Below are 14,289 nucleotides of genomic sequence, written 5' to 3'. Positions count from 1 at the left end.
AAAGGAGCATTCATGTCTAAGAAAAAAGAATTCCTGGAAAAAGGTGTGACTAAGCTTGCATTCTCTTTCGATGAATTAGACCCAATCAGAAAACTTCATTTTAATATTCTGGATGAAAACTTACCACCTGAAATAGATATTGGAATTAAATCACACGAAGACTATAGCGAAGAATTTCATGATGTTAGAATGCGATGGTATTTTGCAAAATCACCAGACGCCTTAAATATATTTAGAAATGTTCTGGATGGATGTGAGCTTGCCCTAAGCAGAGATATTATTGGTAGTAATAAAATTACCATGCGTGTTGTGCAAGCTAATATAATCGAAACCATCGGGAGTTACCCTACGGGCAGATGGCACTCTGACTTCTTTCATGAGCATCTAAAAAGAAATGAAAGTGGCACCATGCTGACTCCATTATTTCCTTTTCAAACATATTTTGGTGGGCTTGAGACAACTTCAGCACATCGGGATGATTACGATAACTATGATAAACTTGCATCAATACATAAATATAAAGAAGGAGAAGCCATTCTTTTTGATGGAACGTCCACCATACACCGGACACAATCATACAAAGCATATCCTGGCGACAAACGAATTCTGGTATGCTGGCAATTTGGTTGCACACGCAAAGATATGCATTCGATATTAAATAAAATAGGTGAAAATAATGGTGATCCTATGTTTCTCAATGAACATGCTCCGGTTTAATAAGCACAAACAGGCGTGTTAATACCCTACCCGCTTCCAGCATCCTTCTGTTATTCCGAACACTGTTATTTTCCTGATGTTTTATACTCCTTCCGCAATTAGAGCCATACTTAATTGCGGAAGAATCTTTTCGATATTAATCATCATTATCCCTCCCCTCTCAAAAAAATAAATTTCCACAGTAATATTATAACTGTGCATATCGTTTGGTAAACCCGGGGAGAGGGCAATCTACTCCAGCAACAGAGGAACGGCACTACTGATGCTCAGGTCGCAATTATGCAACAGTTACGTTACATCATGTTTAATTTATTGCAAACTCCATATGTCAATACTGGCTTGTATCATCACTTCGCCAGTTGTGCGGCATGACTCAATTTTATTTCTCCGCTGCAATGCCGCGCTACTGAAGTTCCTTACGTAAATTTCACTTAAGCCAGCCAGTAACAGATATCTCGCTGTAACCACCCCCTATAGCCCTGCTGATAATATTTTATTATATATTTAGGTGATCCACTTCACCCTTTTATTGCTGTTGCCGAAATTTGTTATTTCCTTTTACCACCGCTTGCCAGAATGATTTCCAGTTTATTTTCTGTTTCAGGTCTCGGTTATTTACCCGGGTTACACAAGGCGGTTAGTTGTACGAGACATCTTTTTTCTGAGGGAAAGCAATTTTTTTGGTGATGAGGATGGATATGAAAATCGGGATACCGAAAGAACGATTAGCAAATGAGGCGCGCGTCGCGGCCACACCGAAAACGGTGGAACAGCTGTTGACGCTTGGTTTTTCTGTGGTTATTGAACAAGACGCCGGACTCAAAGCGAGTTTTGCTGATGCGGCCTATCAGGCGGCTGGCGCGACCGTGGTTGACGGTCTTGAAGTCTGGCTGGCGGATGTGATCCTTGCCGTTAATGCGCCAGGCGATGATGAAATAGCACTGATGCGATCCGGGAGTTCGCTGATCTGTTTTATCTGGCCGGCACAGAACCCCAATTTATTAAAAAAACTGGCTATACGTCAGATCAACGTTCTGGCTATGGACTCGGTACCGCGTATTTCGCGCGCGCAATCCATGGATGCCCTGAGCTCCATGGCCAATATTGCCGGTTATCGCGCCATTATTGAAGCGGCCCATGAATTCGGGCGTTTTTTCACCGGGCAGATCACCGCTGCGGGCAAAGTTCCCCCGGCGAAAGTGATGATTATCGGCGCCGGCGTGGCCGGACTGGCAGCGATTGGCGCTGCCGGTAGCCTCGGGGCTATCGTTCGGGCTTTTGATACTCGCCCGGAAGTGAAAGAGCAGGTGCAGAGCATGGGGGCTGAATTCCTCGAACTGCATCTTGAAGAAGAGGCCGGTAGCGGCGACGGTTACGCCAAAGTCATGTCGCCGGCGTTTATCGCGGCCGAAATGGCACTGTTTGCCGCGCAGGCGCGGGAAGTGGATATTATCGTCACCACGGCGCTTATCCCGGGGAAACCGGCGCCACGCCTGATCACCAGCGAGATGGTTTACTCAATGAAGCCGGGCAGCGTGATTGTCGACCTCGCGGCGCAGAATGGCGGTAACTGTGAACTCACGGTGGCGAACCAGGTAACGGTGAGCCCAAACGGCGTGCGGATTATCGGCTATACCGATTTACCCAGCCGCCTGCCGACCCAGTCCTCACAGCTCTACGGCACCAATCTGGTTAATCTGCTCAAACTACTATGCAAAGAGAAAAACGGCGACATCACTATCGATTTCGATGATGCGGTGATCCGTGGCGTGACGGTGGTGAAACTCGGCGAGGTCACCTGGCCGGCGCCGCCCATTAAAGTTTCGGCGCAACCGGCAAAATCCGCCCCTCCCTCCCTGGCGAAACCACCAGCCAAACCGGTCGCGTGCTGGAAAAAATACCTGGTACTGGCGGTGGCAATAGCGCTATTTGGCCGGCTGGCTAATGTCGCGCCGCAAGCGTTCCTGTCGCATTTTACCGTGTTTGCGCTGGCCTGCGTGGTCGGTAACTACGTGGTGTGGAACGTCAGCCACGCGCTGCATACGCCGCTTATGTCGGTCACCAATGCCATTTCAGGAATTATCGTAGTGGGAGCACTGTTGCAGATTGGGTTCGGCGGTTGGGTCGGTGCGCTGTCATTTATCGCGGTGCTGGTTGCCAGCATCAATATTTTCGGTGGATTCACCGTCACTCAGCGCATGCTGAAAATGTTCCGTAAAGGCTAAGGGAAAATCATGGTCCAGATTTCGGAGGGGTTGGTCACTGCGGCCTATATTGTCGCAGCCATCCTGTTTATTTTCAGTCTGGCGGGACTGTCGCAACATGAGACGTCCATGCGGGGAAATTTTTTCGGCATTATCGGTATGGCGCTCGCCTTGCTGGCCACCGTGGCCGGATTGGGCGCCAGCGCCGGGATGATGGCGCGGATCGTGACGGCGATGGCGATCGGCGGAGCAATTGGCGTCTGGCTGGCCAAAAAGGTTGAAATGACCGGCATGCCCGAACTGGTGGCGATGTTGCATAGTTTTGTCGGCCTGGCGGCGGTATTGGTGGGTTACAACAGTTATCTCCACCACGAGGCCAGTATTGATGCCGTGATGGTCAATATTCATTTGACCGAAGTGTTCCTCGGCATTTTTATCGGCGCGATAACCTTTACCGGCTCGATTGTGGCCTTTGGCAAACTGCGCGGCATCTTTTCGTCCAAACCGCTGAAATTACCACAACGGCACAAGCTGAATGTGCTGGCGCTGCTGCTCTCTTTATTGCTGCTGGGCGTTTTTCTCAATCCGGGCATCGTCAGTTTGCCGGATAGTCTGGCGCCAGCCATCGGGTCGCCACTGCTGGCGTTGCTGCTGATGACTCTGATTGCGCTGGCGTTCGGCTGGCATCTGGTGGCGTCCATCGGCGGGGCCGATATGCCGGTGGTGATCTCGATGCTCAACTCCTACTCAGGATGGGCGGCGGCAGCGGCAGGTTTTATGCTCAATAACGATCTGCTGATTGTCACCGGCGCGCTGGTTGGCTCATCGGGCGCCATTCTCTCCTATATCATGTGCAAAGCCATGAACCGCTCGTTTATCAGCGTTATCGCAGGCGGATTTGGCACCGACGGCGCAGCGTCAGCCGCGGCGGAGGAAACCGGAGAATCTCGTGAAATTAGCGCCGAGGAGACGGCCGAGCTGTTGAAAAACTCCGCTTCGGTAATCATCACCCCCGGCTACGGGATGGCGGTAGCGCAGGCTCAATATCCGGTCGCGGATATGACCAAAAAATTACGCGAGCGCGGCGTAAAAGTCCGCTTCGGTATCCATCCGGTAGCCGGACGCCTGCCCGGGCATATGAACGTACTGCTGGCGGAAGCCAGGGTTCCTTACGATGTGGTACTGGAGCTGGATGAAATCAACGACGATTTCGCCGACACCGATACGGTGCTGGTCATCGGCGCAAACGATACGGTAAATCCGGCGGCCCAGGAAGATCCCCACAGTCCGATTGCCGGTATGCCGGTGTTGGAAGTCTGGAAGGCGCAGAACGTGGTGGTCTTCAAACGCTCAATGAACACCGGTTATGCCGGCGTGCAAAACCCGCTGTTTTTTAAAGAGAACTCGCAGATGCTGTTCGGCGACGCCAAAGCCAGCGTGGAAGCGATCCTCAAGTATTTGTAAAACATGCCGCGGTAGCCTGAGGCCTTTTTATCGCCGCAGGTAACACCGCGGTAAGTGTTACCCGGATGCGATCGGCCTGAACCAGCGTGGTAGCCGGCAGCGGCGATAAGAAGCTGGTTAATTTTTCACATAAATTAGCAGGTAAGGTTATGAGTAACCAACGAGTTTTGGTTTTAAACTGCGGCAGCTCTTCATTAAAATTCGCCATTCTCGACCCTGCCAGCGGTCAGGAATATCTCTCGGGATTAGCGGAGAACTTTCATCTGGCAAACGCCGGCATCAAATGGAAAATCGCCGGAGAAAAACAGGAAGCGGCGCTAAAAGCGGGCAGTGCCCATAGCGAAGCCTTAGGGTTTATCGTCGCAACCATACTGGCGCCGCAGCCGGGGTTGTCAGAGCAATTAACCGCCATTGGTCACCGTATCGTGCATGGTGGTGAACGGTTTACCCGGTCCATGGTCATTAATGATGATGTGTTACAGGGGATAACAGCGGCCATCCCTTACGCGCCATTGCATAACCCGGCGCATCTGATGGGTATCAATGCGGCGCTGGAATGTTTTCCTCAACTGGCAAATAAAAATGTGGCCGTTTTTGATACGGCATTCCACCAGACGATGCCGGAAGCCGCTTACCTGTATGCCTTACCATGGCGCCTGTATGAAGACCATCACATCCGCCGTTATGGCGCACACGGCACCAGCCACTATTTTGTCAGCCAGCAGGCGGCCAGAATGCTCAGCAAGCCGCTACATCAGCTGAATGTGATCACCTGCCATCTGGGTAACGGGGGGTCGATAAGCGCGATACGCAACGGCCAGTGTGTGGATACTTCCATGGGTCTGACGCCCCTGGAAGGTTTGGTGATGGGGACCCGCTGTGGCGATATCGATCCGGCCATTATTTTTCACCTGCATGATGTGCTGGGTTTTAGTGTCGGGCAGATCAACACACTATTGACCAAAGAGTCCGGCCTGTTAGGTATCACCGCGCTGACCAGCGATTTTCGCTATGTGGAAGAGAATTATGCCAGTCAGCCGGAGGCCAAACGCGCAATGGATATTTATTGTCATCGTCTGGCGAAATATATCGCCTCCTATACGGCACTGATGGAAGACCGGCTGGATGCGCTGGTGTTCACCGGCGGTATTGGCGAAAACGCCGCTTTAATGCGTGAGTTAACGCTTGGCAAGCTGGGCCTGCTGGGTTTTACCCTCGACAAACAACGTAATCTCGCCGCCCGCTTTGGTCATGCCGGTAATATTTGCCAGCAGGATAGCCGCCCTGCGCTGGTGATCCCAACCAATGAAGAATGGGTAATTGCCCAGGACGCCGCCCGCCTGACCTGTCAGGCAGCGAACAGTGCCCCGGTAGCAAGCGATTCCCGACTGATAAGCAATGTAAAAGGGGGTTAATCGTGTCCCGTACTATAATGCTGGTTCCTGCCGGCCCCGGCGTCGGGCTGACAAGCGTCACTCTCGGAGTTATTCGCGCCATTGAGCGGAAAGGCGTACGCCTGAGCGTGTTTAAACCCATTGCCCAGCCGCGTTCCGATATTGCCCCCCCCGACCGGAGTGCCGAACTTCTGCACGCCGGATCCGCTCTTCTCAGCGCGAAATCGCTAACCATGAGCCATGTCGAAGCACTGCTTGGCGCCAGCCAACAGGATCTACTGCTGGAAGAGATCGTTTCTGGCTTTTATGCTCAGACCCGCGGGGCGGACGTGGTGCTGGTGGAAGGTTTGGTGCCAACCCGTCACCAGCAGTTTACTCACGCGCTGAACGAGCAGATAGCCCGGACATTAAACGCGGAAATCGTTTTTGTGATGTCCCCGGACGACGATTTACCGGTGCAGTTAAAAGAGCGGATTGAACTGGCGCGCGCCAGCTTTGCCGGCGGTAAGAACCAAAATATCATCGGCGTTATCCTTAACAAACTGAACGAGCCGATAGATGAGCAGGGGCGCATCCGTGCTGATTTATCGGAACTGTTTGCCAATATGAAACGCAGCGACGTCAGCGCTATCCGTGGTATTTCGCCGGATGGCGAGAGCCGCCTACCGCTGCTGGGCTGTATCCCCTGGAACGTCGGGCTGACCGCGACTCGCGCATTCGATATGGCACAACATCTGGGCGCCCGTATCATCAATGAAGGCGAGATCCGCTCGCGTCGGATCACCTCCATCACCTTCTGCGCGGGTACCCTGCCGCATCTGTTAAAACATCCCCTCCCGGGTTCACTGCTGGTTACCCCCACCGACCGCCCGGATGTGTTTATCGCCATCTGTCTTGCGGCAATGAGCGGCATCGGGATTGGCGCCATTTTGCTGACCGGCGGCGGGGAAATTAACCCACACGTCATCGCACTGTGTAAACGGGCATTTCAGACCGGGTTACCGGTGTTTATGGTGGATAGCCATACCTGGCAGACCTCACTCAGCCTGCAAAATTTTAGTCCGGAAGTGCCGGCGGACGATTATCAGCGGATAGAACAAATACAGAACTATATCGCCGATCATATCAGCACCCGCTGGATCGATTCACTGGCCGCCAGTTCCGAAAATCCGCGCCGCCTGTCCCCCCCGGCGTTCCGTTATCAGCTGACCGAACGGGCGCGACAGGCCGCTAAACGTATTGTTATGCCCGAAGGGGAAGAGCCGCGCACGGTAAAAGCGGCCGCTATCTGTGCAGCGCGCGGCATTGCACGCTGTGTATTATTGGGCAACCCCAATGAAATTATGCGGATTGCCGCAGCCCAGGGCGTGGTGCTGGGGGATGGCATCGACATTATCGATCCGGCCCTGGAGCGTGAGAAATATGTGGCGCAGCTGGTGATGTTACGCAGGAACAAAGGCATGACCGAAGTGGTGGCGCGGGAACAGCTGGAAGATAATGTGATGCTGGCAACCCTTATGCTGGCGGAGAACCGGGTCGACGGGCTGGTTTCCGGCGCCGTCCATACCACGGCCAATACGCTTCGTCCGGCGCTGCAGCTGATTAAAACCGCGCCGGGGTGCTCACTGGTTTCCTCAGTATTTTTTATGCTGCTGCCGGACCAGGTACTGGTGTATGGCGACTGCGCCATCAATCCGGATCCGAGCGCCGAACAGCTGGCGGAGATTGCCATTCAGTCTGCGGATTCGGCAGCGGCGTTCGGCATTGAGCCCCGGGTAGCGATGATCTCCTATTCTACCGGCACATCAGGTAGCGGCAGCGATGTGGATAAGGTGCGCGCAGCCACTCGCCTGGTACAGGCCAGACGACCAGATCTGTTGATCGATGGTCCGCTGCAATACGATGCCGCCATTATGGCCGATGTTGCCCGCTCCAAAGCGCCGAATTCACCGGTAGCCGGTCGGGCAACCGTATTTATCTTTCCGGATTTGAATACCGGCAATACAACCTATAAAGCCGTGCAGCGCTCGGCGGATTTGGTGTCCATCGGGCCAATGCTGCAGGGCATTCGCCGGCCGGTGAATGATTTATCACGTGGGGCACTGGTAGACGATATTGTTTATACCATTGCACTAACGGCAATTCAGGCAGCGCAAAACCCATAAGCAACCAGAATATAAGGTTAATTTATTTAACCTGAGAAGATTAAAAATGCTTATTTTGCGTAGTTCACATGTCTGAAACCCCGACGCGGTCAGTGCCGTGATTTTCTGGCGACTGTACCGCCTGTTTATGCCAAAACCTGCTGGCGGATATTACCGAACCGGATGCATTAGCCATTCTCATGCTGAAAACACTGCCTTCCCGGCGATGCCGGGAAAAAGCTTAATCGATGGCAGACGCGGGAATCGGGCTAATTGCACGGAAATTGTTAATACGGAATACGGACCGGCGGGAAGATGCGGATAATTTTTCGATTATTTTTATACTTAAGGAGTTATCATGACAATCTCAAATTTTTCCCTGCCGCGTAATATAGTTTATGGCGAAAATGCGCTGGATCATTTATCGAAATTAACCGGTAAAAGAGCCGCGCTGGTGACCGGCGGAAGTTCGATGAAACGCTTTGGCTTTTTAAAGCGCGCCGCGGATCTGTTAAAACAGGCCAATTTCGAATGCATCATTATTGATAATGTCGAACCCAATCCCTCGGTCGAAACCGTGCGCAAAGGCGCTGAAGCGATGCTGGCCTTCGAACCGGACTGGATAGTCGCTATCGGTGGAGGGTCGGCACTGGATGCGGCCAAGGTCATGTGGTGTTTTTATGAACACCCGCACTTGAGCTTCGAAGATCTTCTGCCGGTAGGCGCCATGCCGCAGCTACGCACCAAGGCTCGCTTTGTGGCAATCCCTTCGACCAGCGGCAGCGCTTCTGAGATTACTTCTTTTTCAGTGATCACTGATACCAAAAGCCATATTAAATATCCCATCGTCGCGGCGGATATGGTGCCGGATATCGCTATTCTCGATCCCTGTATTCCAGCGAAAATGCCGCCGCATATCACCGCCAATACCGGGATGGATGTACTGACGCATGCTATCGAAGCCTATGTTTCCACCGCCGCCACCTGTTTTACCGATCCCTATGCCATAGAAGCCATTCATTTAGTGTTTGAAAACCTTGAAACTGCCTATCTACAGCCTGATAATATTACCGCCCGCTATAATATGCATAACGCCTCGGCCATGGCCGGCATTGCTTTTAGTAACGCTTCACTTGGTCTGGTACATTCCATGGCGCATAAAATCGGGGGTGAGTTTGATATTACCCACGGACTGGCCAATGCGATTATGCTGCCATATATTATTCAATATAATCGCCTGTCCACTAATAAATATCGCTTACTGGAAGAAAAACTGAGAATAAAAGATTTGATAGTCGCTATCCAGGATCTTAATCGGCGACTGGATATCCCGCTGACCTTAAAAGAGTGTCGCGAAGTGGTTATCGAAGAGGAAAAATTCAATAGCGTGCTGGAAAGGATGAGCAAAAATGCTTATGACGATCCTTGTACATTAACTAACCCAGGTCATCCTGAGGTAGGAAATATCAAACAACTTTATCAGCAAAGTTATTATGGCAAGTAATCAGCCTGAATTTTAGTCAATAAATTAAAACGGGGCGTTAATTTACCGCCCCGTAATCCCCGCCGCCCGCGTCAAAAATCAATAATTACAATTAAAACCCCTCTTCATTTACCCGAGAAAAAAGGCAGTGCGTTTCGCTAAACGTCACAAAGCCAAATTTACCTCTTGTAATTACATTGTTATGAAATAGTAAAAATCACTCAGCATAAGATGGAGGTTTAAATATATTATTTAAGTGATCCATTTCACTCTTTGATTGCTGTTGCCGAAATTTGTTATTTCCTTTTACCACACCTTGTCAGAATAGTCTGCGAAACGACAGCAACGGTGAAATGGAAACAAATCATATTATTTCAACTTGTCCGGGCAAGTCCATTTTCCCGACCAGGTCGAAGCGTTGTAAACCATTTCCCCTAGCGTAATAACCGGCAACCAATAATGCCTTTGGCGGCGCCTGGCCTTAGCCGGTTTGTATAATGCCATATGAGGACAGTGAAGATGGAACAGCTAGAAACTGAACAAGCAGTACAGATGACGCAGGCCGGTGTGTTCGCCTCGCTGGACGATGCGGTGTATGCCGCGACGCAAGCACAAAAGCTACTCACCAGCGTAGCGTTGCGTCAAAGGGTGATCGAAGCTATTCGCCAGGCCGGTGAACACTATGCGCAGATACTTGCCGAGATGGCGGTTGCCGAAACGGGTATGGGCCGCGTAGCCGACAAATACGCCAAGAATGTGTCACAGGCGCGTGGTACGCCGGGCATGGAATGTCTGTCGGCTGAAGTACTGACCGGCGATAACGGACTGGCCCTGATTGAGAACGCGCCCTGGGGCGTAGTGGCTTCGGTAACACCTTCAACTAATCCTGCGGCAACCATTATCAATAATGCCATCAGCATGATTGCCGGCGGCAATAGTGTGGTCTTCGCACCTCATCCGTCAGCGAAAGCCGTTTCTCAATATGCTATCAGTTTACTGAACAATGCAATTGTGGCCGCTGGCGGGCCGGAAAACCTGCTGGTTACCGTGGAAAACCCTAATATTGAAACCGCACAGCGCCTGTTTAAATATCCTGGCATCGGCCTGCTGGTGGTCACCGGCGGCGAAGCGGTAGTGGAAGCCGCACGTAAGTCCACCGATAAACGGCTTATCGCGGCCGGCTCCGGTAACCCGCCGGTAGTAGTGGATGAAACGGCGAATATCTGGAATGCCGCCCGCGCTATCGTACAAGGGGCCTCTTTCGATAACAACATCATCTGCGCCGATGAAAAAGTGTTGATTGTGGTTGATAGCGTGGCTGACGCACTGCTGGCGGAGATGCAGCGCGTACATGCCGTATTACTCGACGATGCGCAGGTTAAGCAACTGCTGCCAGTGTTATTGTCGGATATTGATGACAGCGGCAAAGGAACCGTCAGCCGTGACTGGGTTGGCCGCGATGCGGCGAAAATTGCGGCGACTATCGGCCTGAAAGTTAACGAACAGACCCGCCTGCTATTGGCGGAAACCGACGCGTCGCATCCGTTCGCCGTCACCGAGATGATGATGCCGGTATTACCGGTGGTGCGGGTAAAAGACGTGACGGAAGCGATTAAGCTGGCAGTGAAGCTGGAAGGCGGGCGTCATCATACTGCGGCGCTGCATTCCACCAATATCAACAATATGAATCAAATGGCAAACGCCATGGATACCAGCATCTTCGTGAAGAATGGTTCCTGTATCGCTGGTCTTGGGCTGGGCGGCGAAGGCTGGACGTCGATGACCATCTCGACGCCGACCGGTGAAGGGGTAACTTCCGCGCGTACGTTTGTCCGCCTGCGCCGTTGTGTCATGGTGGGTATGTTCCGCATCGTGTAATGAGAAATGCGCTGACCGCCATTGCGGCGCGTCAGCTCACTGAGTTGCGGCAGTCAACTCCCGATAAATCCGGCAAGTATGACGTAATGATGATCAGTATCGTCGGCGTCACGTCAGGTTGCCGGCGAATGAGATAGAGTAGCAGTATTACGTGCCGTCATTTCTGGATTGACAATGTGGTGTGGTATATCGCTAAGGCTGGCGTCGGGGAGTCATACAATGAAAAGAAAACCCCCGCTACTGCATCGTCTTAAGGCCATGAATCACTTTCCAGGAGATAAAACTAATGTCGTTACCCAAAGATGGCAATGTACATCACTATTATACCCAGGATGTGTATGAGCAATCCTGCACCATTACCGCCTGGCATCAGCTATATGATCAAATCCATCCCGGACATTTCCAGGGAGAATTGACGGAGATCCTGTTAGACGATATTCAGCTATGCCGTGAATACACGAATCTGGCGTTACGCCAGTCCTGTATGGTGCAACCGGGATCGTTCTGGCTGGGCATCCCCACCACAGAGGGCGCTATCGGATTTATCGGTTCCCAGCCTATTGATGCGCACCGCCTCGCAGTCAGTGCTGGCGGCGAGGAATTTGAACTGAGTACCCCTGATGAGTACGCGATCCTCGGCATGGTGATCCCGTATGATTCGCTGTTTCAGAATACCGATATGCTGGTAGATCAGGGGCAGATCCTGCGGCTATTGACGCAACCATCAGCCCTGGTGGTGGATCCTGATAAGAAAGCGGCGTTATGTTCTTTAATGCATCAGGTGCTCTGGTACGATGGCGCCGATGCAAACCCCATCCAGCGCGGCAACGCGGGCAAAGTACTCAATCACAATCTGCTCATGGCGCTACTGAGTCTGCTGGAAAATGCGCATCCGCTACCTTCACAAACCACCGGCAAACAAATTGGCTACCGTCGGTTGGTAACGCTCGCCAGAGAATACGTGCTTGACCGGACTTCAGAGCCGGTGACGGTTCTGGATCTGTGTCGCGAACTGTATGTCAGCCGCCGGACGTTACAGAATGCTTTTTGCGAGGTCGTTGGCGTTGGTCCTAACTCCTGGCTGAAGATGATCCGGCTTAACGCGGTGCATCGCGAACTCATTAACCCTTTTTCTCGCTGTCGTAACGTTACAGACGCCGCCATGTACTGGGGTTTCTGGCATTTAAGTCAGTTCGCCACCGATTATCAATTGTTATTCAATGAAAAACCGTCGGCCACTCTGCGTATGCGGCATCAGCCAGCGCGCAGCACCCGCAGCGCCTTAATGATGAATTCGTGCATCGCCATGGATTCACTGCCTGGTCGGCCAATGTAAAACAGCCCCTGGGGAGTAGCCACTCAGATGCTCCGGCAAGTAGCATCGCCACTGGCATCGTTAATTTTTTTCATCGCCCGTCTCCGTCAACCATACAGGTTGCGGTGTCGGCGTCTTTTCAGCATCTTCACTATCCATCGTGCGATTCCCCCCGGCACGCTGTAATGCTCTGAAGCGAATGTTTACCAGTGACCGACTGTTACCCTTCTCAGCGCGATTGGCCGCCTGAAAACGGAGATGCGCCACATATCCGCGATGGCAAGCTGTCGGGATGCTGTGGATTGCTCTATTTTGTTATTGCTTAGTTCACCCCTCCAGTCAGGATCGAATACGGGAATACCATATGATAAAGGACAGCATACAGCAGCAGATACCGGCATCTGAGGCCCATATTATCGGCGTAATCGGCGACGAATTCAGTAACCCGTATACTGTGAAAATGCTGAATCAGCTGACGCGACAACTGAATGCGCGTGGCTATTTAACACTGCTACTGAATGTTGATTCACGCCACAGCTATCAGTCGGTGCTGCAGAAAGCCAGGCAGTTGCAGGTCGACGGGCTGATTTTCCTTGCCACTCTTTTCAGTGATGAGCTGTTGATCGCCACCGAAGCGTTACCTGGTGTTCCGGCGATTCATCTGTCTGGCAGCCTCGCCGATAGCGAAATCGTCAGCGTTGATGGCTACGCTGCCGGCGTGGAGATTGGACGGTTGCTGCTGTCGCAGGGGTATCAGCGCTTTGGCTATATGCAAGGCCAGCACAGATCCCCGACGCATCTGCGGCAGATGGAAGGTTATACCGCCAGTCTGGATGCGGCGGAGAAGAGGCTGGATAAAGTACTGGCCGCGGGCGGCGACGATCGCCAGCTGGCGTATCAGGTCATGATGGCCTACCTGAAGCAGGCGCGGGCATCGGAGCGCATTAATGCTCTGTTCTGTGAAAGTGACGTGCTGGCATTTGGCGCAATGCAGGCAATCCGTGACTTTGGTCAGGGCACGCATATCGGGGTGGTCGGCTTTGATGACGTGGATGAGGCGGGCTCACCGGGCTGGCATCTGACCAGTTGGGCGCCGCGCTGCGATTTACAGGTTACGGAGGCGCTAAACCGACTGCTGGAGAACCGCTCTGATAACCATGGCGCATGGCGGCAGGGAGAGCTACGGCTCCGGCACTCCCATCTGGCGAAAGAAGTGCAGGGAGAGATGGCGAAATGTGGATGCGCCAGCCGTCACTGACAGGTTGAAACTGTTATTGGTGGTTAAGGATAATGACCGTAACCCTTGCTGGCATAAGGGAATGCGTGAGCTGCAGGGTTTCAGATAACCGCAGGGGCGGGATTTATTCCGCCCGGGGTATCACGCAGCACGGGAGCCATAAATGGCTCCCCTACAGGGTTTCAGATAACCCCCGAACCGTAGGGGCGGGATTTATTCCGCCCGGGATATCACGCAACACGGGAGCCATAAATGGCTCCCCTACAGGGTTTCAGATAACCCCCGAACCGTAGGGGCGGGATTTATTCCGCCCGGGGTATCACACAACACGGGAGCCATAAATGGCTCCCCTACAGGGTTTCAGATAACCCCCGAACCGTAGGGGCGGGATTTATTCCGCCCGGGGTATCACGCAGCACGGGAGCCATAAATGGCTCCCCTACAGGGTTTCAG

At 52.5% G+C, this 14,289-nt stretch carries 8 protein-coding genes and 1 pseudogene; all 9 read left to right on the top strand.

Annotated elements, in window-relative coordinates; translation table 11 throughout:
* Nucleotides 1–12 precede the first annotated feature (12 nt).
* The gene (locus JWF83_RS02725) at nt 13–717 is read left to right on the top strand and encodes a hypothetical protein (protein ID WP_413648484.1); all 705 of its coding nucleotides are present in this window, start codon (nt 13–15) and stop codon (nt 715–717) included.
* Nucleotides 718–1,415: 698 nt separating this feature from the next.
* Nucleotides 1,416–2,942 (top strand): Re/Si-specific NAD(P)(+) transhydrogenase subunit alpha, encoded by a 1,527-nt coding sequence (pntA, locus tag JWF83_RS02720; RefSeq protein WP_413648483.1) that lies wholly within the window; start codon nt 1,416–1,418, stop codon nt 2,940–2,942.
* An 18-nt stretch (nt 2,943–2,960) separates the two neighbouring features.
* Nucleotides 2,961–4,385, top strand: a complete 1,425-nt coding sequence (gene pntB / locus JWF83_RS02715) for a Re/Si-specific NAD(P)(+) transhydrogenase subunit beta (RefSeq protein WP_413648543.1) — start codon at nt 2,961–2,963, stop codon at nt 4,383–4,385.
* A gap of 149 nt (nt 4,386–4,534) precedes the next feature.
* A pseudogene (locus JWF83_RS02710) lies at nt 4,535–5,731 on the top strand (acetate kinase); the annotation flags it as partial.
* 71 nt (nt 5,732–5,802) lie between these two features.
* Entirely contained in the window at nt 5,803–7,944 is a 2,142-nt protein-coding gene (pta, locus tag JWF83_RS02705) for a phosphate acetyltransferase (RefSeq protein ID WP_413648482.1), read from the top strand.
* A 337-nt stretch (nt 7,945–8,281) separates the two neighbouring features.
* Nucleotides 8,282–9,427 (top strand): iron-containing alcohol dehydrogenase, encoded by a 1,146-nt coding sequence (locus JWF83_RS02700; RefSeq protein WP_413648481.1) that lies wholly within the window; start codon nt 8,282–8,284, stop codon nt 9,425–9,427.
* 498 nt (nt 9,428–9,925) lie between these two features.
* Entirely contained in the window at nt 9,926–11,284 is a 1,359-nt protein-coding gene (locus JWF83_RS02695) for an aldehyde dehydrogenase family protein (protein ID WP_413648479.1), read from the top strand.
* Nucleotides 11,285–11,570: 286 nt separating this feature from the next.
* The gene (gene eutR / locus JWF83_RS02690) at nt 11,571–12,620 is read left to right on the top strand and encodes an HTH-type transcriptional regulator EutR (RefSeq protein WP_413648477.1); all 1,050 of its coding nucleotides are present in this window, start codon (nt 11,571–11,573) and stop codon (nt 12,618–12,620) included.
* Nucleotides 12,621–12,963: 343 nt separating this feature from the next.
* Complete coding sequence (locus JWF83_RS02685; RefSeq protein ID WP_413648475.1) at nt 12,964–13,857, top strand: substrate-binding domain-containing protein; 894 nt, start codon at nt 12,964–12,966, stop codon at nt 13,855–13,857.
* Nucleotides 13,858–14,289: the final 432 nt, after the last annotated feature.

The organism is Pantoea sp. B65 (assembly GCF_047308185.1).
Taxonomy (GTDB): domain Bacteria; phylum Pseudomonadota; class Gammaproteobacteria; order Enterobacterales; family Enterobacteriaceae; genus Erwinia.
Note: the sequence above shows the minus strand (reverse complement) of the source record. Positions and strands in the feature narration are given on the sequence as shown.

What these genes read in the sequence shown, in the direction of transcription:
- JWF83_RS02725 (WP_413648484.1), top strand. Translation starts at nt 13, where the DNA reads ATGTCTAAGAAAAAAGAATTCCTGGAAAAAGGTGTGACTAAGCTTGCA.
- JWF83_RS02685 (WP_413648475.1), top strand. Translation starts at nt 12,964, where the DNA reads ATGATAAAGGACAGCATACAGCAGCAGATACCGGCATCTGAGGCCCAT.
- JWF83_RS02700 (WP_413648481.1), top strand. Translation starts at nt 8,282, where the DNA reads ATGACAATCTCAAATTTTTCCCTGCCGCGTAATATAGTTTATGGCGAA.
- pntA (WP_413648483.1), top strand. Translation starts at nt 1,416, where the DNA reads ATGAAAATCGGGATACCGAAAGAACGATTAGCAAATGAGGCGCGCGTC.
- JWF83_RS02695 (WP_413648479.1), top strand. Translation starts at nt 9,926, where the DNA reads ATGGAACAGCTAGAAACTGAACAAGCAGTACAGATGACGCAGGCCGGT.
- eutR (WP_413648477.1), top strand. Translation starts at nt 11,571, where the DNA reads ATGTCGTTACCCAAAGATGGCAATGTACATCACTATTATACCCAGGAT.